Source organism: Sinorhizobium sp. GQ132, from assembly GCF_059758575.1.
This window is the reverse complement of the sequence record NZ_JCAXDX010000004.1, coordinates 16296-34240: the sequence shown is the minus strand read 5'-3', so window position 1 is coordinate 34240 and position 17945 is coordinate 16296. Positions and strand designations below refer to the sequence as shown.

Genomic DNA, 17945 nt, shown 5'->3' with positions numbered 1-17945 from the left:
GCCGTGCCTCGCTTTCGAGCCTCATCCCTGTGACGTGCACAGGGATGGGAGGAAAGCACTCCGAGAAATCACCGGCGCGCGAGGTAGGCCTCGGCGAGCTCGGTCCAGAAGGCAGCGCCGATGGGCAGCAGATCGTCGTTGAAATCATAGCCGGGGTGGTGGAGCGATTTTTCCTCGCCTGTCACCCGCGAGCCCAGGAAGAAATAGCTGCCGGGCCTTTCCTTGAGCATATAGGCGAAATCCTCGCTTCCCATGAACGGCCGGGCGAGATCGACGACCTTGTCGGCGCCTGCGAAGCGGATGGCGGCCTCACGGAGGAAATCGGTCTCCGCCTTGTGGTTGATCGTCGCATCGTAGCTTCGCTCGTAATCGACGGTTGCGCGCATGCCGAAGCTTGCCGCTTGAGCCTCGGCGATCATCCGAATGCGGCGTTCGAGCTCGTCGCGGACACCCGGATCGAAGGAGCGTATGCCGACGACGATCTCTGCGCGCTCCGGAATGATGTTGCTGGCGGAGCCGGCATGAAACGCGCCGACGGTCACGACGGAGGGATCCATCGGATGGATGTTGCGTGCGACGATGGTTTGCAGCGCCATGACCATGCTGGCGCCGCAAACGATAGGATCAGCGGTCTCCTGCGGTTCGGCGCCGTGGCCGCCGCAGCCGTGAACGGTGATCCGCGCCTCGTCGACCGCCGCCATGATCGGCCCCTCGCGCAGAGCGAACTGGCCGAAGGGCAGGTTCGGTTCGTTGTGGAGCGCGAACACGGCATCGCAGGGAAATCTGTCGAAGAGACCCTCGTCGACCAAGATCTTCGCACCGCCCGCATTCTCCTCCGCCGGCTGGAAGATGAGGTGGATCGTGCCGTCGAAATTCTTTCGCTCGGCAAGCGCACGGGCCGCGCCGAGCAGCATCGTCGTATGGCCGTCATGACCGCAGGCATGCATCAAGCCCGGCTTCGTGCTTGCATAGGCGGCCCCGGTTTCCTCCTGGATCGGCAGCGCATCGATATCGGCGCGGATGCCGATCGAGCGCGACCCGGTGCCGGATCTCAGCGTGCCGACCACGCCTGTCTTCGCCAGGCCCGTCGTCACCTCATAGCCGAGTGCTTCAAGATGGCGGGCGATGAAGGCGGATGTCCGCGTTTCTTCAAGCCCAAGTTCGGGATGGGCGTGCAGATCGCGCCGGATGGCCACGAGTTCCGGCATGGCATTGTCTATGGAGGCGGAAAGCTTCATGTCAGGCACCACGGGTGGGTATTCGGTTTTCGAAGTAGCGGAAGGCCACGACCAGTATGGCCGTCAAGCACATGTAGATCGCCGCGAGCAGCAGGAGCGGCTCATAGGTCAGGAAAGTTTCCTGCCGCACCTTCGAGATCACCGCATAGACGTCGACGACTGTGATTGTCGCGACGAGCGGCGTGGATTTCAACTGCAGCACGGTCTCGCCGTTGAGGGTGGGCAGTGCGCGGTGGATCGCCCGCGGCAGCCAGATGCGCCGGAACATCGTCCAGCGGCCCATGCCGTAGGCACGGGCGGCCTCCAGCTCCCCGGACGGCACGCCGGCGAACGCGCCGCGCATGACCTCGCCCTCATAGGCGGCGAAGGATACCGTAAGCGCCGCCACCCCATAGGGCCAGGCCTCGCGCAGATACGGCCAGAGAAAGGATTGCCGGATCGCGGGGAACTGCGGAAAGAGCGAGCCGAGCCCGTAATAGAGAAGCCATAGCTGCAGCAGCAGCGGCGTACCGCGGATGACGGTACAGAAGATGCGGGCTGGAGCCTTGAAGAACCAGGGGCCGGTCACCTGGGCGAGGCCGAGCGGCACGGCCAGGAGGAAGCCGAGGATCGCGGTGCTGAAGAGCATCGCCAAGCTTACGAGAATGCCGGAGCCGAGCCTCGGCAGGTAGCGCGGCAGCCAGTCCCAGCGCATGAAGACCGCGACCGCCACCACGAGCGCCGCGAAGAGAAGCATCAGCACGATGCGATGGGGCTTGAGGAAACTCTCCTTTCTCGGGAGGTCTTCCGGCGTGTATGCGAGCGCGTGGGTGGTTTCGTCGGTCATCGTTGCTCCGCGAAGCCGCGTCGCGCACGGCGTTCGACCATGCCGATGAAGACATTGGAAACGAGCGTCAGCGTCAGATAGAGCGCACCGGCGGCGCAGAAGAAGAGGAGATAGGCCTTGGTGGCGCCTGCCGCCTGCCGGGTGACCAGCGTCAGCTCGCTGAAACCGACGACAGCGAGCAAAGCCGTGTCCTTGGTGGCGATCAGCCACAGATTGGCAAGCCCGGGGATGGCATAGGGCAGCATCGCCGGAAGCGTGATGCGCCGCAGCACCAGGAGCGGCGACATGCCGTAAGCGCGCGCCGCCTCGATCTGGCCGGCGGGAACCGCCTTGATCGCTCCGCGAAGCACCTCCGTCGAATAGGCCCCCTGCACGACCCCGATCACGAAGATGCCTGCCACGAGCCCGCTGATATCGACGGCTCCGACCCCGATGGCGCCCAGGAACTGGTTCAGAAGATCGGTGCCGGCATAGTAGAGAAGCAGGATGAGTACCAGTTCGGGCACCGCGCGAACCACCGTCGTGTAACACTCCAGAAGATCGCGAAGCACCGGCCCGCCATAGAGCTTGCCGAAGGCCCCGCCGATACCGAGTGCGAGCCCGAGCGCATAGCCGCCGACTGCGATCTCGATCGAGCTGAGGAAACCCTGCAGCAGGACACCGCCCCAGCCGGGCGCCGAGAGCGAAAGCAGGCTCCAGTTGATAAAGGAATCACCGAGCACGGCAGCCTCTTAAACAGAGCGGGATCATGGACGATGTCCGCAATCCGCATCCCGCTCGAACAGGAATTCAAGGCCGGCGATCGCCCCGACCGCCGGCCGCTTGCGGTTATCCGCCGTAGATGTCGAAGTCGAAGTATTTCTTCGAGAAGGCGTCGTAGGTGCCGTTCTCGCGGATCGCCTTGATCGCCGCGTTGATCTTTTCCTTCAGTTCCGTCTCTCCCTTGCGCAACCCTACGCCGACGCCGGGCCCGATGACGTCGACGTCCTCGGCGACCTCGCCCTTGTAATCGCAACACTGCTTGCCCTGGTCGCTTTTCAGGAAGGCATCGAGGGCGATCGCGTCAGCCTGGACGGCATCGACGCGGCCGGCGGCGAGATCCTGGTTCGCCTCGTCCTGCGTCTGATATTCCTTCACTTCGACGCCGGCCGGCGCAAAGTGTTTCACGGCATAGGCCTGGTGCACGGTCGACACCTGCACCCCGATCGTCTTGCCGGCGAGACCCTCCGGCGTCGGCTTGATGTCGTCGCCCTTGGCGCCGATGATGCCGGTCGGCGTATTGTAGTACTTGTCGGAGAAGTCGATGGTCTTCAGCCGCTCCGCGGTGATCGACATCGAGCCGATGATCATGTCGATCTTCTTGGAGGTCAGCGCCGGAATGATGCCGTCCCAGGCAACCGGGGTGACGACGCAATCGAGCTTGGCCTCGGCGCACATGGCGTTCATGAACTCGATCTCCCAGCCTTGCCAGTTGCCGCTGGCGTCAGGCGAAGTGAAGGGCGGATAAGGCTCTGCCGCGATTCCCACCTTGACCTGTTGGGCCAAGGCGGCGGCCCCACCCGTGATGGCCAGGGCGGCGGCGAGCGCCACGAGTTTCAATGTCTTCTTCATGCCGTTCCCTTTTTGGTTGTTGAGCATTGCGGAATTCAGTGAATGGAGCTGATGAACTTCTTGAGCCTTTCGGATTTCGGAGCGCCGAAGATCGCCTCTGGCGGACCCTGTTCCTCGATCACGCCGTTGTGCAGGAAAACGATGTGCGTGGCGACGTCACGCGCGAATTTCATCTCATGGGTCACGAGCACCATCGTCCGCTTTTCCCGCGCCAGATCGCCGATGACCGAAAGCACTTCGCCGACGAGTTCCGGATCGAGCGCAGAGGTCGGCTCGTCGAAGAGCATGACCAGCGGCTGGATCGCAAGCGCCCGGGCAATGGCGGCGCGTTGCTGCTGACCGCCGGACAGGAAGGCCGGATAGGCATCCCGCTTCTCGTAAAGGCCGACCCGGCGGAGCAGCGCCTCGGCCGTCTCAACCGCTTCGGCCTTCGTTTTGCCGAGTACGTGCACCGGCGCCTCGATGACATTCTGGAGAATTGTCATGTGCTGCCAGAGATTGAAGCTTTGGAAAACCATGCCGAGCTGGGTGCGGATCCGCTGGACCTGCCTGCGGTCGGCCGGCATCAATCCGCCGTGTCCGTCCGGCTTCATGCGGATCTCTTCTCCGTGCACGCTGATCTGACCGGCCGAGGGCAGTTCCAACATGTTGATGCAACGGAGAAGCGTGGATTTGCCGGAACCGCTGCCGCCGATGATCGCGATGACGTCGCCCTGCTGCGCGCTCAGCGATACGCCCTTCAGCACTTCCAATGGCCCGAAACGCTTGTGGAGGTCGGTAACCGCGATTGCCTGGGCCGCATCCGTCATCGGCGCGCGGCTCCTCTCGTTCGCGGAACGTTCGTTGAAGCCATAAAAACAGTTCCCCTGGTCGTTCTCTCGTGCAGCATCTTCGGCTTGTCACGCTGTTTCTGGAGGGCATCGTTGCACTTGTGTCGCTATTATTCAAGCGTATAATAACACCCGCGTCGATTTTCTGACGCTCCTCGCAACAACGGTCATTCCCGGGAGCAACGCATGAGCCCAACCGGTTCGCAGGCAATGACGATCTGGCTGAACGGCACGGTGCGGGGCACGCGGTGAACCGGCGCAGCTTCTATCGCGCCCCCGAGGGCGAGCGGCGCCAGGAACTGATCGAGGCGACGCTGGACTGCATCTCGGAATTCGGCCTCAAGGGTGCGACCGTGCGCCAGATCGCCGTTCGCGCCGGCGTTACCGCCGGGCTCGTCCGTCATTATTTCGAATCCAAAGACCAGATGGTTGCGGAGGCATACCGCGCCGTCATCGCCTCTCTCACGGAGAAGGCGAAGAACGTCGAGGGCGATCCGGCGACGCGTCTCAAGGATTTCATCGCCATCAATCTGACCGAACCGGTCGCCAACAGCCGCAGCATCTCTCTCTGGGCCGCTTTCATCAGCCAGGTGCGGGTCGATCCGGTGCTCTCAGAAATCCATCGCGACGGCTACCTCGCCTTCCGCAACGCGTTGCAGGAGTTGCTCAGCGATTTTCTTGCGGCGAAGGGCCGGCCCGCCGGTCCCGAGGAGTGCCGCCGCTACGCAATCGCGATCAACGGCCTCGTGGACGGGCTCTGGGTCGAAGGCTGCCTCGCCGGCGATCTTTTTCGCGAGGGCGAACTGGTCGGCATCGCCATGGCCTCGGTTGAGGCCCTGCTCGGTCTTCGGATCGAAAAATAGAAAACGAATGAGGGAGTGAATACTTGCGCTACGCGTCGATCACATCACGTCTTGCCGAGCTCGGTTCCGGCAAATGGACGCTGCACACCCGCGCACGTCAGCTGAAGGCGAGTGGCGCCGAGCTCATCGAGCTGACAATCGGCGAACCGGATCTGCCGCCGGACCGCGCGCTTCTGGAAGCGTGCCAGCGGGCGATGAACGCGGGACGCTACCGCTATTCAAATGGTCGCGGAGAGCCGGCGGTCGTGGCGGCGCTTACCGAAAAATACCGTCGCCGCCGTGCCGCCGTGACCGCGGAGAACATTCTTTGCTTCCCGGGAACGCAGACGGCGCTCTTTGCGGTGATGTTCGCGCTTGCCGAGACGGGCGACGGCGTGCTCGTCGGAGACCCCCTGTACGCGACCTATGAAGGCGTCATCCGATCCACGGGGGCCCATCCGGTATTCGTACCGCTGGACCCGGAAAACGGCTTCCACATGCGGGCGGAGGATCTGGAAAAGGCGGTCACGCCCGAATGCCGCGTGCTGCTCCTCAATACGCCGCACAACCCCACCGGCGCCGTTTTGACGGCGGAGGAGATTGCGGCGATCGGTGAGGTCGCGCGCCGTCACGATCTCTGGATCGTCTGCGACGAGGTCTATGAGGAGCTCGTCTTCGATGCGCTCTTCGCTTCGCCGTTCGACAATCCCGATCTTGCCGAACGCACGGTGGTCGTCTCGTCCATCTCGAAGTCGCATGCAGCACCCGGCTTTCGCAGCGGCTGGGCCGTCGGCCCGGCCGAGTTCACCGAGCGCCTCTTGCCGATCTCCGAGACCATGCTTTTCGGGCAGCAGCCGTTCATCGCCGATATGACCGCTTACGCGCTGACGCATGACATCGATACGGCGAGGCAGATGCGGAAATCCTACAGCCGGCGTGCCCGGCGGATCATCGACGGTCTTGCGGGGGTGTCCGGGGTTTCGGTGGTGCCGCCGGAGGCGGGTATGTTTGCGCTGATCGACGTCTCCGGCACGGGCCTCTCCGGCGAAGCCTTCGCCTGGGCGCTCCTGGAAGAGGAGGGAGTTGCGGTCATGCCGGGGTCGTCCTTCGGCGACAAGGCACGCAACTTTCTGCGCGTGAGCCTCACCGTTCCGGATGCCGCTATCGAGGAGGCCTGCCGCCGCATCGCCGCACTCGCCGAACGCTGCACCACCCGCAAGGAGCGCCGCGCATGACCGTCGAATCGAAAACCGTCGGCGAGACCCTTGTCGATCTCCTGGAGGCAAACGGAGTGGAGGTCGTATTCGGCATTCCGGGCGTGCATACGGTCGAACTTTACCGGGGCCTTGCCGCATCGAATATTCGCCACGTCACGCCGCGCCACGAACAGGGTGCCGGCTTCATGGCCGACGGTTATGCACGCGTCAGCGGCAAGCCTGGCGTGGCCCTCGTGATCACCGGTCCGGGCGTTACCAATACGATCACCGCCATGGCGCAAGCCCGGCAGGACTCGATCCCGATGCTGGTGATCTCCGGCGTCAACCGCCGGGATTCTCTCGGACATGGCCGGGGGCTGCTGCACGAGCTGCCCGATCAGAATGGAATGATGAAGACGCTGGCGCTCTATTCGCACACGCTTCTCAACCCCGCCGATCTGCCGCTCGTCGTCGACCGCGCCTTTGCCGTGCTGCTTTCCGGCCGGCCGGGCCCGGTCCATATCGAAATTCCGACCGACGTGATGGCCCTGAAGATCGAGGGTCGTCCGGCAAAGCCGGCGGCGGCGACCCGCCCGCGCTCCGACAGCGAAACGCTGCAAAGGGCGGCGATCCTCTGCGCCGAAGCCGTCCGGCCCGTCATTCTGTGCGGCGGCGGCGCCCTGACGGCGGAAGCGGAAGTGCGGGAACTCGCCGAGCGGATCGGTGCGCCGGTGGTCACGACGGTCAACGCCCGCGGCATGCTTGCCGGCCATCCGCTCCGGGTACCGGCAAGCCCGAGCCTCAAGGCGATACGCGAGCTGTTGCGGGAGGCGGACCTCGTGCTGGCGCTCGGCACCGAAATGGGCCAGACCGATTACGATCTCTACGCGGATGGCGGCTTTCCGCTGCTGAAGAACCTCATTCGCACCGACATCGATGCGGCGCAGCTCGCGCGCGGACCTCAAGCAGCACTTTCGATCCTCTCCGGCGCGAAGGCTGCGACTGCGGGCATTCTGGGCTTCCTGCCGGACCATGCGTCAGCCAAGAATGGAGCCTTGCGGGCGGAGGCCGCGCGCAAGCAGGCGCTGAAGGAGCTGACACCGAAAATGCTTGCGGAAATCGGCGTCGTCGAGGCGATCTACCGGACGCTCCCCGACTGCACCATCGTCGGGGACTCGACCCAGGCCGTCTATGCCGGCAACCTCTATTGCGACGCACCGCGGCAAAGGGCGTGGTTCAATTCGGCGACGGGCTACGGCTCGCTCGGTTATGCGCCTCCCGCCGCGGTAGGCGCTGCGGTCGCCGATCGGGGGCGGCCGGTCATATGCCTCGTCGGCGATGGCGGGTTCCAGTTTTCTCTGGCCGAGATCGGTTCGGCGGTGGATGCCCATGCCAGGGTCGTCTTCCTCGTCTGGAACAATGACGGATACCGGGAAATCGAGTCCTACATGGTCGAATCGGGGATCACGCCGGAGGGTGTAAAACCTTCCGCGCCCGATTTCCTGCTGACCGCCAAAGCCTACGGCCTGCCTGCAGAGCGGCTGGCGACCGTGGAGGATTTGCCGCGCGCTCTCGCCGATGCGGCGTCGCGCCCGGGGCCTTCGCTCATCGAAATCCACCAGGAGAGAACCGCCGGCGCTACAGCGTGACGGCCCGGATTTGACTTTTCCGGCCCGGAGTGATGTTAAGAGCGCACATGCTCGAATCCGGCCACGTTCTTCGTGTAGCTTGGTGCTCGGGCTGAATTGTCTCGCTTGCGTTCGATCGCGGATAGACCGGACGCAAAGAGAAAGGGACCGCGTCCTAGATGGACCTCATGGGTGGTGGCAGCAGGAGCATGCACGCCAGCCGGCTTCTCGCCGTGCTGTGGCTGTTCTGCGCCTCTCTTTCCATGCAGGTCATTGCGGTCGGCCATAGTGCGGCAAGCCGTGCGGCCGGAGCGCCGGCCGGCAATGTCGCTCAACCCGATACAGGTTCCTCCGATCGGCCGATCGCCCGCCAGATATGCAGGGCGGTTGCACTGCCCGACCTCCGTTTCAACGGCGAGCGCGCGGACGGCAAGTCGATGGTCGGCGGCGATCCGGCGCCGTTCATCCAGCTCCAACGCGTCGCGCTCGCTGCGCCCGAGGCTTCTCCTTCTCCAACTCTGCCGCGAGCCGTAATCGCAGGCGGTGCACTGTGTCAGAACGAGTGCATCCGCGCGCCGCCACCGCCGGCCGCCCTCGTTTGAGTTCGGCAGGGCTTTCGATCCCGCCTCAGCCATTGATGAAAACCCAGCCCGGACGCTGATCGAAGCGCGTTCAGGCGTTTATGGAATTCCCACATGCGTACATCCAGATGGGCGGTCCTCGCCTATGTCGCGATCATCATTTTCGGATGCCTTGCGGCGCTGCCGAGCGTTTTGACGCCGGCTATGAGGGAGCAGGTCACTTCCGTTCTCCCGTTCAAACCTGTCACGCTCGGCCTCGATCTGAGGGGCGGTTCGCACCTCGTTCTCGAGGTGGACGGGGCGGGGCTGCAGAAGGCTCGCATCAACTCGCTTCTCGACGATACCCGTCGCGTCCTGCGCGGTGAGCGCGTCTCCGCCTCCTCGGCGCGCATCAGCGGCAACAGCGTGACCGTAAGCATCCCCGATGCTCAGGACCGGGAAAAGGTTCTGCCGAAGCTGCAGGAACTGGCGACGCCCGTGAGCACTGTGGGTTTTGCCGCCCCCGCTCCCGAGGTCGAGGTAACGACGGCGGGCGATGTCATCACCCTGGCCATGACCGAGGCGGGTCTTGCCGACCGCATGACCAAGGCGGTCGAGCAGAGCCTGGAAATCATCCGCAACCGCGTCGACCAGGTCGGCGTCGCCGAGCCGCTGATCCAGCGCATCGGTTCCAACCGCATTCTCGTCCAGCTGCCCGGTCTCCAGGATCCGACTCACCTGCGCGAGCTTCTGGGTTCGACGGCACAGATGAGCTTCCACATGCTCGACCAGGCCGTCGACGTCACGCAGCCGGCGCCACGCGGGGTCGACATTCTGCCGGGCGCCAATGATGGCAACCGCTATCCGGTCGAAAGCCGCGTCGCCATTTCCGGCGAGCGCCTCGACGACGCCAAGGTCGGCTTCGATCAGCGAACCAACCAGCCGGTCGTCGATTTCAGCTTCGACTCACTCGGCGCCCGCCAGTTCGCCGACATCACCCGCGAAAACGTCGGCCGGCCGTTTGCGATCGTGCTCGACGGCAAGGTTCTGACGGCACCGGTCATCAACGAGCCCATTCTCGGTGGCCGCGGCCAGATCAGCGGCAGCTTCACGGTCGAGGAGGCGACGGTTCTTTCCGCGCTCCTGCGCTCCGGTGCGCTGCCGGCACCGCTGACGATCATCGAAGAGCGCTCGGTCGGTCCGAATCTCGGCAGCGACTCGATTCGTATGGGCCTCTATACCGGTCTCGCCGGTTTCGGCCTCGTCGTGGTCCTCATGGTCGTCCTCTACGGCGCCTGGGGTATGATTGCCAATGTCGGTCTGGTGCTGCACACGATCATGACGATCGGCGTACTCGGCCTGATCGGGTCGACGCTGACCTTGCCCGGTATCGCCGGTATCATTCTCGGCATCGGCATGGCCGTGGACGCTAACATCCTGATCAATGCGCGCATCCGCGAAGAGTCCGAGGCGGGCGCCGGAGCGATGAAGGCGCTGGATATAGGCTTCAACAAGGCTTATGCGACGATCATCGACTCCAACGTCACCACGCTTGCGGGCACGGTGCTTCTCTTCTGGTTCGGCAGCGGGCCCGTGAAAGGCTTTGCCGTCACCATGATGCTGGGCATCGGCATTTCGATGTTCACATCCGTTACGGTCGTGCGCCTGCTGATGCGCGAGGTCGTCGTGCGCCGCAAGATGAAGAAGCTGGAAATCCCGTCGCTTTTTGGCAAGGTGCCGCAGCTGCCCAACTTCTCCTTCATGAAGGGCCGCTTCCTCGCGATCGGCTTCTCGGCATTCCTGTCGATCAGCTCCGTCATCCTGTTCTTCACGCCGGGCCTCAACTACGGCATCGACTTCATCGGCGGCATTCAGGTCGAGGCGGTTTCGAAGGAGAAGATCAGTCTGCCGACGCTGCGTCAAAGCCTCGCGGAGCTCAATCTCGGCGAGGTGGCGCTCCAGGACTTCGGCGGCGGCCAATCGGTGCTGATCCGCGTGCAGCGGCAGCCGGGCGGCGAGCAGGCGCAGACGGTGGCACTGAACAAGGTCAAGGATGCGGTGACGACCGCCATCCCCGGTGCCAGCATGGAGCGGACCGAGGTCGTCGGTCCGACGGTCAGCGGCGAATTGGCGCGCTCCGGCTTCCTCGCCGTGGCCCTGGCCATGGTGGCGATCCTGCTCTACATCTGGTTCCGCTTCGAATGGCACTTTGCCGTCGGCGCCATCGCCGTGCTCTTGCTCGACATCACCAAGACCGTCGGGTTCTTCGCGCTTACGGGCATCGACTTCAACCTGACCGCGATCGCAGCACTGCTCACGATGATCGGCTATTCGGTGAACGACAAGGTCGTGGTCTACGACCGCATGCGCGAAAACCTGCGCAAGTACAAATCGATGCCGTTCTCCGATCTCATCGACATGAGCATCAACCAGGTGATCGCGCGATGCATCTTCACCTCGGCTGCAACGGCGCTTTCCCTGGTGCCGATGGCGATCTGGGGCGGCGAGGCGGTGCAGAGCTTCGCATGGCCGATGATCTTCGGCGTCATCGTCGCCACGACTTCGTCCATCTATATCGGCGGCCCGATCCTGCTGTTCCTGAGCCGCTGGTGGAAGGAGCGGGAAGCCGCTCGCTCCACCGGGCAGCAGGCGGAAACGCCGACGGCCTGACGGCCCCGCGCCGTTGACGGATGCGGGCGGAAAACCGTCCGCGATTTTGCTGATGCCGCCGTGTCGATCGCGGCAAAGGGGCAGCCTCTCCGGGGGCTGCCCCTTTTTCGTCGGAAATAACTGCCTATATTCGACCCGTCCCTTGCACGGCGATTCGGCGCTACCTAGATAGCGAGATAGCCCGGACAGGCGAACGGATTTGCCGAGACGGCAGCTACGGAAACGAGATGGGGAATTATTTTTCGCGTTCTCGTTTCTTCAGTTGACGAAATTGGTAGATTATTTTAGCTTGCCATCGTGGGAAGCGGAAGGATTCCGCTTCGATTTGTTCATGAGCGCCTGGCGTCCTGTGCCGGGCCAGCCAAAGGAGAGTGACATGTTCGAATTCTCGACCGCCGCTTTCTGCGGCTCACGTTCCCATTGTCGTGCAACGGTTAAAGGTCTCATTCGCCAACTTCGCCGAATGTGACCGTTCAAACTTACCGAGTTCATCCTTTGCCGAGAATTGAATTATCCGCGCCCGTGGGTGCGGAGGAGCGTTATTTACATGAGCAAGCAAGTTATCGAATATGGTGGCGAAGCCGTCGGAGTCGTCGTTCCTGACCAAGACCGTCTGAAGTTCCTGGCGGTCAAGTATCACGTCTGGGACCTGGACGCTCAACGCTTCCGTTCGGTCGATGAAGCACGCGCGGCCATTGGCCGGCTCCTTTCCGCCCAGGGCGGGCGGAATCTTACCAGCCGGCCACCCGGCATTGCCGCCGCGTGAGGGCAGAAGTCGAACTGCTTCAGAACCGAATACTCCCAAGAGTACGCACTTCCCGACGGAACGCCGCTGCACAGTTTCGCTGGAAGTGCTTTAGTCCCCATTATCGTTTCAGGACCGCGGGCGGGATGCGAGCGTAATATACGCGCGCTCCCGCTCCTTGCGTCTTGATTGCCCGTCATCTCCCGGTTGTCGACTATAGCTGTGTTGGCAGCGCATTCTTGTGCTATGCCAGGACAAGATTGTATCCGAGGGCGGATCCGGCGATTCTGCGGGATCGGGGAGAATTGGCTCGAATGCTGACGAAGAAGGGAAAATACGGACTGAAAGCATTGGTCGACCTGGCACGGCTTCCACCCGGGCAGACTGCCTTCATCACCGAAATCGCGCAGCGCAACAACATTCCGAAGAAGTTTTTAGACACCATACTCCTGGAACTGCGCAACGCCGGCGTGCTGCGCTCGAAGAAAGGACCGGGCGGCGGTTATTCCCTGTCGCGACCGGCCTCCGAGATTCGCATCGGCCATGTCATAAGGACGCTCGACGGCCCGCTGGCGCCGATACGCTGCGCCAGTCGCACGGCCTATGAAATGTGCGATGACTGCAATGATCCGGAGACCTGCCGGGTGCGCATCTCGATGACCTCGGTGCGTGACGCGATGTCGTCCATCCTCGATTCGATGACGCTCGCTGAGTTTGCCGCCGGCGGAGTCCTCCCCCCCCGAGACCTCGGCCGAAAAGCGCATCGGCTGACCTGACGGTCCCGAAAAGTCGCCGGTTTGGTACAAATGGCCGCCGAATGACTTGGTTTGTCCGTGAAAAGAGCCTATCTGGCCTCTATCTTGCTGCGGCCCGCTGACGAGGCCGTTTTTTTGCTACGCACTTCCGGCGGAAAACCGTGACACACTTTTCCCGGAGGTGCCCTACAGGGGGGCGATGATGGGTGTGAGACACGCGACGGCGGATGCGCATGCCGGTGGCACCGTGCTGGAGTCGATCGGGAGGACGCTGACGACTGCCTCGAACGGCATCAAGGCCCTTGCAGACCATCTGACCGGCGACCAAGCCTTCGCGGCCGCCCTCGTCGATGCGGTCGAACTGATGGGCGACGGCGATGGCCGGGTCGTCGTTTCCGGCGTCGGCAAGAGCGGGCATATCGGCCGCAAGATTGCAGCCACGCTCGCATCCACCGGCACCTCGGCCTATTTCGTCCATCCGACCGAGGCAAGCCACGGCGACCTCGGCATGATCACCGCCCGGGATGCGCTGGTGCTGCTCTCCTGGTCGGGCGAAACGGCGGAACTCGCCAACATGCTGACCTACGCCAAGCGCTTCAAAGTGCCGATCATCTCGATCTCCTCGAACCGCGAGAGCACGCTTGCACGCAATTCCGAGATCGCCCTCGTGCTGCCGAAGGTGCCGGAGGCCTGCCCGCACGGCCTGGCGCCGACGACCTCGGCCATGCTGCAGCTTGCTGTCGGCGATGCTCTGGCGATCGCGCTCCTGGAGCGGCGCGGCTTCTCGGCCGAGGATTTCAAGACCTTCCATCCGGGCGGCAAGCTGGGCGCGCAGTTGCGCCTGGTTCAGGAGCTGGCGCATGGCACCGGGCAGATGCCGTTGCTCTCCGTAGGTCGCCCGATGAGCGAGGCGGTCATCGAAATGTCGGCCAAGGGCTTCGGCGTCGTCGGCATAAAAGATGAAAGCGGCAAGCTGGTCGGCGTCATCACCGACGGCGACCTGCGCCGTCACATGACGGGCGACCTCCTGGCGCAACCCGTCGAAGAGGTGATGTCGCGCAATCCGCGGGTGATCAAGGGTGATGTCCTTGCCAGCGCCGCCATGGAATTCATGCAGGACCACAAGGTCACCGTGCTGTTCCTCGTCGACGAAGCGGGCGCGCCGGCCGGCATCCTGCACATTCACGATCTGCTGCGTGCCGGCGTCGCCTGATCTTCGCTGACTTTCGCCGGCTTTTGCCGGGGCGGCGGGTCGACGAAGGCGCCCGGTTCATTGACGTCGTTGCGGTGCAGCCGCTCCGCGATCGCCTTGGCGCCGGCATCCGTACCCGCACGGGAATAGAAGTTCCCGCGCACCTGGATCGAAGCGGCCATCAGCCTGAACATTGCCCCGCTCAGCACCGGATCCGGGGCTTCGGGCGCCGTCCAGAACGCGTCGAGCGGCTGCTGGTCGGTGAGACCGGCAATGTCGAAGACGGCCGTCCCCAGGACCTTAACGGGCTTGCCCTGCTTCAGAGCATGCAATCCGGCGGTGGAGTTGACCGTTACCATTCCGCAGCTGTGCTGCGTAAGCGAATCGAGATTGCCGCCGTCGAGATAGAGGACCCTGTCGCCGACACCGAGCGAGGCGGCCTTGTCCGAGGCGATCCTGCGCCAGGGGATCAGGCTGTTGTCGAGCGGGTGCACCTTGATGGCGAGACTGGTTCCTGCCGGCGCATGTCGCGCGAAAGAGGCAAGAATGCCGTCGATCGCTTCCCGCTGGCTGCGGAAGGGTGAATGCGCACGCAATTGAAAGTCTGTTTCAAGTTGAAGCGGATAGACGAAATACGGCGCATTTTTCGCCGAAAGCGAGCGGATCAACGCATCCGCGCGCCGCTGCTCGCCTTTGCCGGCCGCCAGCCGCCGGATCCACCCGGCATATTCGGCGAGCGGATGAAAGATTCCGTGCCGGCGGTAGCCGGGAAAGAGGAAAGAGAAAAACACGTTCGGCAGGTTGTACAGGAGGTCGTATGCAGCCTCTGCAAGAAAGCTCTGCCCGTAGCGCCGCTGCCAGTCGGGCTCGGGCAAACCCGTTGCCGCGCGCAGGATTTGCGCGGGATCGACCGGAAAGTGCGAGTTGGACGACATGCCGCCGCGCTCGAGAGTCAGCCAGTCCGGCCTGAGATAGCCCATCTCGACCACGAAGACGCGGATGCCGGCTGTTTGCGCCGCAGCTGTGGCGGTCCGGTGATAGGGGCGCTCTTCGCCGAGCAGGACGAGGTCGGTTACGGCGTGGCGGCGGATGAAGGCTTCGACATAGGCCGGCCACCGCGCCGACGAGCCGCGGTAGTTATGGGCGCCCCGGCGTCGCCAGAATATCTGGTCGCCGGGATTGAGGTTGATGCGCAGACAGCAATGGCCCAGGGCTTCGAGATGCCCGGCGACCTTGGCGAAGACCGGCGACGCCGGCCCCTGCAGGAACAGGAAGGTTCTTGGCGGCGCGGGATCGAAGGTCGTATCTGCTGTCATCGGGCGGATTTCCGGAAGACGCTGCTATTGCAGCGCGTCCTTGTGCAGATTGGCGTGCTTCAGCATGGAGCCGAGCAGGTTCCAGGGATCCTCGTCCTTCGCTCGCTTCGGGCTGTGGGCCGCAGTGCGCGCCTTGGCGAGCGGCACGATGAAATAATCCGTGCGGGGATCGGGGAAGGGATCCGCGAAGGATTTCAGAAGGGGCGCGTGGTCGCCGTAAAAGACGAACCAGACCGGCCGGTCGAGCTTGTTGAGGCCGTCGATCAGCTGCTTCAACGCAGCGTCAGACTGCTCGAGGATCGCCAGGTAGATATCGACGGGATTGGTGAGCGTGCCGACACGCCCCGGTTCCCAGGGTCCGTGATTGGCCATCGAGGCGACGAAGAAAAAGCCGCTCTCCTCTTCCGGCAGCTTCTCGACTTCGGCGAGCACGCGGGCTGCCAGCGTGGCGTCCGAGACATAAAGCCCGTCGCGCTCCGGTTTATGGTCGAAGGCATCGAGCATGGTAAGCTTCTCGAATCCGAGGAGGGGCATCGCCTTGTGCCGCAGGAAGAACGTCCGGTCATAGGGATGAATGAAATGCGTGCGCCAGCCGGCGCGCTTGAGCTTTCCGGGCCAGACGACATCGGCATAGTGCGCGGCACGGAGATAGGGATAGCTGGCATCGACGTGGATGTCGTCGGGCACAAGACCGCTCAGGACGGCAAATTCGGTGCGCAGCGTGTAGCCGCCCTCGAAGACATTGCTCAACCGCCCCCATTGCACCGCCTGCTTGCGCAACCGGTCGACCGTCGGAAGTTTGATCGAATCGACACCGAAATGCCGCATGTCGATGAAGGACTCCGACTGCCATACGACGATCAGCGGGGCCTCCTCGTGGCCGATGAGGTCGTGTACCGCGGCGCGCAGTATTTCCGACAATTCGGCGACGATCTTGTCGCGCTTGACGCCGAGCCAGATGATGAAATGGAAGACGACGGAAGCGAAGGTACCGAAACGCACCGTGTTCATCTTGACGTTGATCGCCTTCACCAGTCTTTGCACGAGAGCGGCCGTCGGGCGGTTCACCGGCCCGTAAAACAACAGGCCCCAGGGTCCGGCGGCGATCCCCACCATCATCAGAACCCAGAAGAGCCTGCTTCTTTCGGGCAGGATCGTCGGCTCGAAATACATGTAAAGCGCCGATACGCCGAACACGTAAAGGAAGGCGACGATCCAGAAGACGACGTTCAGCGAGCTCGCATAGAAGATCGTCTTGTACTTGAAGACATCCGCGACCAGGGCAATATCGGAAAAGACCAGCGGCTCGCGGATGAACTTGAACTTCGCGCGGGAAATGCCGGTGAAAATGATGAAGAAGCTCATCGTGCCGGCGGCGGCATAGAGGGGCCGCCACGAGATCGCGAAGAAGCCGGCAAAGACGAGCGCGATGACCGGCAGCCGGGCAAGACGGTCGATCCTGTCCTGATAGCGCCCGTATTTCGGTGCATTCTTCCTGCGTTCGCGCGCCGGAAGGGCGAACCGGTCGGTATAGAAGATCACCGCGCAGGACAGCAGGTAGCACCCGAGGGTCAAGGCTATCGGGTAGTCGTGCAGGTGGAAGGGAATGAGCGCCAAGCCGATACCTTTGAGCCATTTCACCGTCGCCGCCTCGGCAGAAGGCTTCTCCCGACACTTAAAGCCTAATATTGGCTGGCACAAGCATGGCCGGGGGCGCCGCCGTCACAGTCCACTGTTGCGCGCGATCGCCCGATCGAACCACCAATTGAGGAAAGGCCTGACCGCCGGCCCGAAGCGGCCGAGAAGATATAAGATCGCGCCGAAATAAATCTCGAATCGCCGCCGGTCGATCCCGTCGACGATCTTTCGCGCAACCGCCTCGGCCGTCCATGGGCGGACGGTTCCCATGATCAGGCTGGCCTCCTGCGGCCGGGCGGCAAGCTCCCTCGTGAATTGCGGCGTCACGGTATCGGGTGGAAAGCAGATCGATATGCCGACGTTGTGGACGCGTGCTTCGCTGCGCAATGCCTGGGCGAAGCCGCCGAGGGCGAACTTCGAGGCGCAGTAGGCCGTATAGCCGTAGATTCCGATCAGGCCGGCGCCCGAAGAGACCATCAGAATATGGCCGCTGCGCCGCTCCTTCATGTCCGGATAAACGGCGCGCACGGCATGCACCGTGCCCGAAAAGTTCGTTTCCATCTGTCGCTGGAAGGCCGCGCCCTGCATCGCCTCGAAGGACGCCGGTTCGACGACGCCTGCCGAGGTCACGAGAACGTCGCAGGGCCCGAACGTCTCCACACAGCGCAAGATCGCGGCCTCGATCTCCTCTCCTTTGGAAACGTCGGCGGCCTCGATGCGGACCGCTTCGGCTTCGAGGCCGTGTTCGGCCACCAGCTTCTGCGCTGCCTGTTCCAGAAGATCGCGCGAGCGTGCGACAAGAGAGAGCCTCGCTCCCCGGGCCGCGTAGATCGAGGCGACCGCGAGGCCTATTCCGCTCGAGCCGCCGGTGATGATCACATGTGTCATGGACGCACCC

Annotated in this window: 16 protein-coding genes; 8 read left to right on the top strand and 8 right to left on the bottom strand. The window is 63.4% G+C overall.

All coding sequences use genetic code 11. From position 1 onward, the window contains the following. Positions 1-68: 68 nt before the first annotated feature. The 5 genes from AC6CIG_RS11870 to AC6CIG_RS11850 all read right to left on the bottom strand — a co-directional run bounded on the left by AC6CIG_RS11870 (position 69) and on the right by AC6CIG_RS11850 (position 4484). Positions 69-1238, bottom strand: coding sequence for a M20 aminoacylase family protein (locus AC6CIG_RS11870; RefSeq protein ID WP_275596812.1), 1170 nt, complete (start codon positions 1236-1238; stop codon positions 69-71). A 1-nt stretch (position 1239) separates the two neighbouring features. Then, a complete protein-coding gene (locus tag AC6CIG_RS11865; RefSeq protein WP_018094148.1) occupies positions 1240-2064 on the bottom strand; it encodes an ABC transporter permease in 825 nt (274 codons plus the stop codon). After that, positions 2061-2786, bottom strand: coding sequence for an ABC transporter permease (locus AC6CIG_RS11860; protein WP_018094149.1), 726 nt, complete (start codon positions 2784-2786; stop codon positions 2061-2063). The genes AC6CIG_RS11865 and AC6CIG_RS11860 overlap by 4 nt, the downstream gene beginning before the upstream one ends. A 106-nt stretch (positions 2787-2892) precedes the next feature. Then, positions 2893-3675 carry a transporter substrate-binding domain-containing protein gene (locus AC6CIG_RS11855; protein WP_437407866.1) on the bottom strand — a complete coding sequence of 261 codons (783 nt, stop codon included), beginning with the start codon at positions 3673-3675 and terminating at the stop codon, positions 2893-2895. A 35-nt stretch (positions 3676-3710) separates the two neighbouring features. Beyond that, positions 3711-4484, bottom strand: a complete 774-nt coding sequence (locus AC6CIG_RS11850) for an ABC transporter ATP-binding protein (protein ID WP_437407865.1) — start codon at positions 4482-4484, stop codon at positions 3711-3713. Between the two features lie 269 nt (positions 4485-4753). Between AC6CIG_RS11850 and AC6CIG_RS11845 the strand changes: the two genes are divergently transcribed. From AC6CIG_RS11845 to AC6CIG_RS11810, 8 genes are all read left to right on the top strand, one after another. Then, on the top strand, positions 4754-5368 hold the full coding sequence (locus tag AC6CIG_RS11845) for a TetR family transcriptional regulator C-terminal domain-containing protein (RefSeq protein WP_437407864.1): 615 nt from the start codon (positions 4754-4756) through the stop codon (positions 5366-5368). Between the two features lie 23 nt (positions 5369-5391). Next, entirely contained in the window at positions 5392-6582 is a 1191-nt protein-coding gene (locus AC6CIG_RS11840) for a pyridoxal phosphate-dependent aminotransferase (protein ID WP_018094153.1), read from the top strand. After that, positions 6579-8192: a 5-guanidino-2-oxopentanoate decarboxylase gene (locus AC6CIG_RS11835; protein ID WP_018094154.1), complete on the top strand. Its 1614-nt coding sequence runs from the start codon at positions 6579-6581 to the stop codon at positions 8190-8192. Before AC6CIG_RS11840 ends, AC6CIG_RS11835 begins: the two co-directional genes overlap by 4 nt. 158 nt (positions 8193-8350) lie before the next feature. Further along, entirely contained in the window at positions 8351-8773 is a 423-nt protein-coding gene (locus AC6CIG_RS11830) for a hypothetical protein (protein ID WP_018094155.1), read from the top strand. Between the two features lie 93 nt (positions 8774-8866). After that, positions 8867-11401, top strand: a complete 2535-nt coding sequence (secD, locus tag AC6CIG_RS11825; protein WP_018094156.1) for a protein translocase subunit SecD — start codon at positions 8867-8869, stop codon at positions 11399-11401. Between the two features lie 547 nt (positions 11402-11948). Next, positions 11949-12167: a hypothetical protein gene (locus AC6CIG_RS11820; protein WP_018094157.1), complete on the top strand. Its 219-nt coding sequence runs from the start codon at positions 11949-11951 to the stop codon at positions 12165-12167. A gap of 293 nt (positions 12168-12460) precedes the next feature. Further along, positions 12461-12922: an RrF2 family transcriptional regulator gene (locus tag AC6CIG_RS11815; protein ID WP_437407863.1), complete on the top strand. Its 462-nt coding sequence runs from the start codon at positions 12461-12463 to the stop codon at positions 12920-12922. A gap of 178 nt (positions 12923-13100) precedes the next feature. Beyond that, positions 13101-14114, top strand: a complete 1014-nt coding sequence (locus AC6CIG_RS11810; RefSeq protein ID WP_018094159.1) for a KpsF/GutQ family sugar-phosphate isomerase — start codon at positions 13101-13103, stop codon at positions 14112-14114. Here AC6CIG_RS11810 and AC6CIG_RS11805 read toward each other — a convergent pair. The 3 genes from AC6CIG_RS11805 to AC6CIG_RS11795 all read right to left on the bottom strand — a co-directional run bounded on the left by AC6CIG_RS11805 (position 14084) and on the right by AC6CIG_RS11795 (position 17935). Continuing rightward, positions 14084-15409, bottom strand: coding sequence for a capsule polysaccharide biogenesis protein (locus AC6CIG_RS11805; protein WP_437411802.1), 1326 nt, complete (start codon positions 15407-15409; stop codon positions 14084-14086). The two genes, AC6CIG_RS11810 and AC6CIG_RS11805, sit on opposite strands and share 31 nt — an antisense overlap. Before the next feature lie 24 nt (positions 15410-15433). Further along, the gene (locus AC6CIG_RS11800) at positions 15434-17050 is read right to left on the bottom strand and encodes an LTA synthase family protein (protein WP_018094161.1); all 1617 of its coding nucleotides are present in this window, start codon (positions 17048-17050) and stop codon (positions 15434-15436) included. Between the two features lie 81 nt (positions 17051-17131). Then, positions 17132-17935, bottom strand: coding sequence for an SDR family oxidoreductase (locus AC6CIG_RS11795; protein WP_018094162.1), 804 nt, complete (start codon positions 17933-17935; stop codon positions 17132-17134). Positions 17936-17945: the final 10 nt, after the last annotated feature.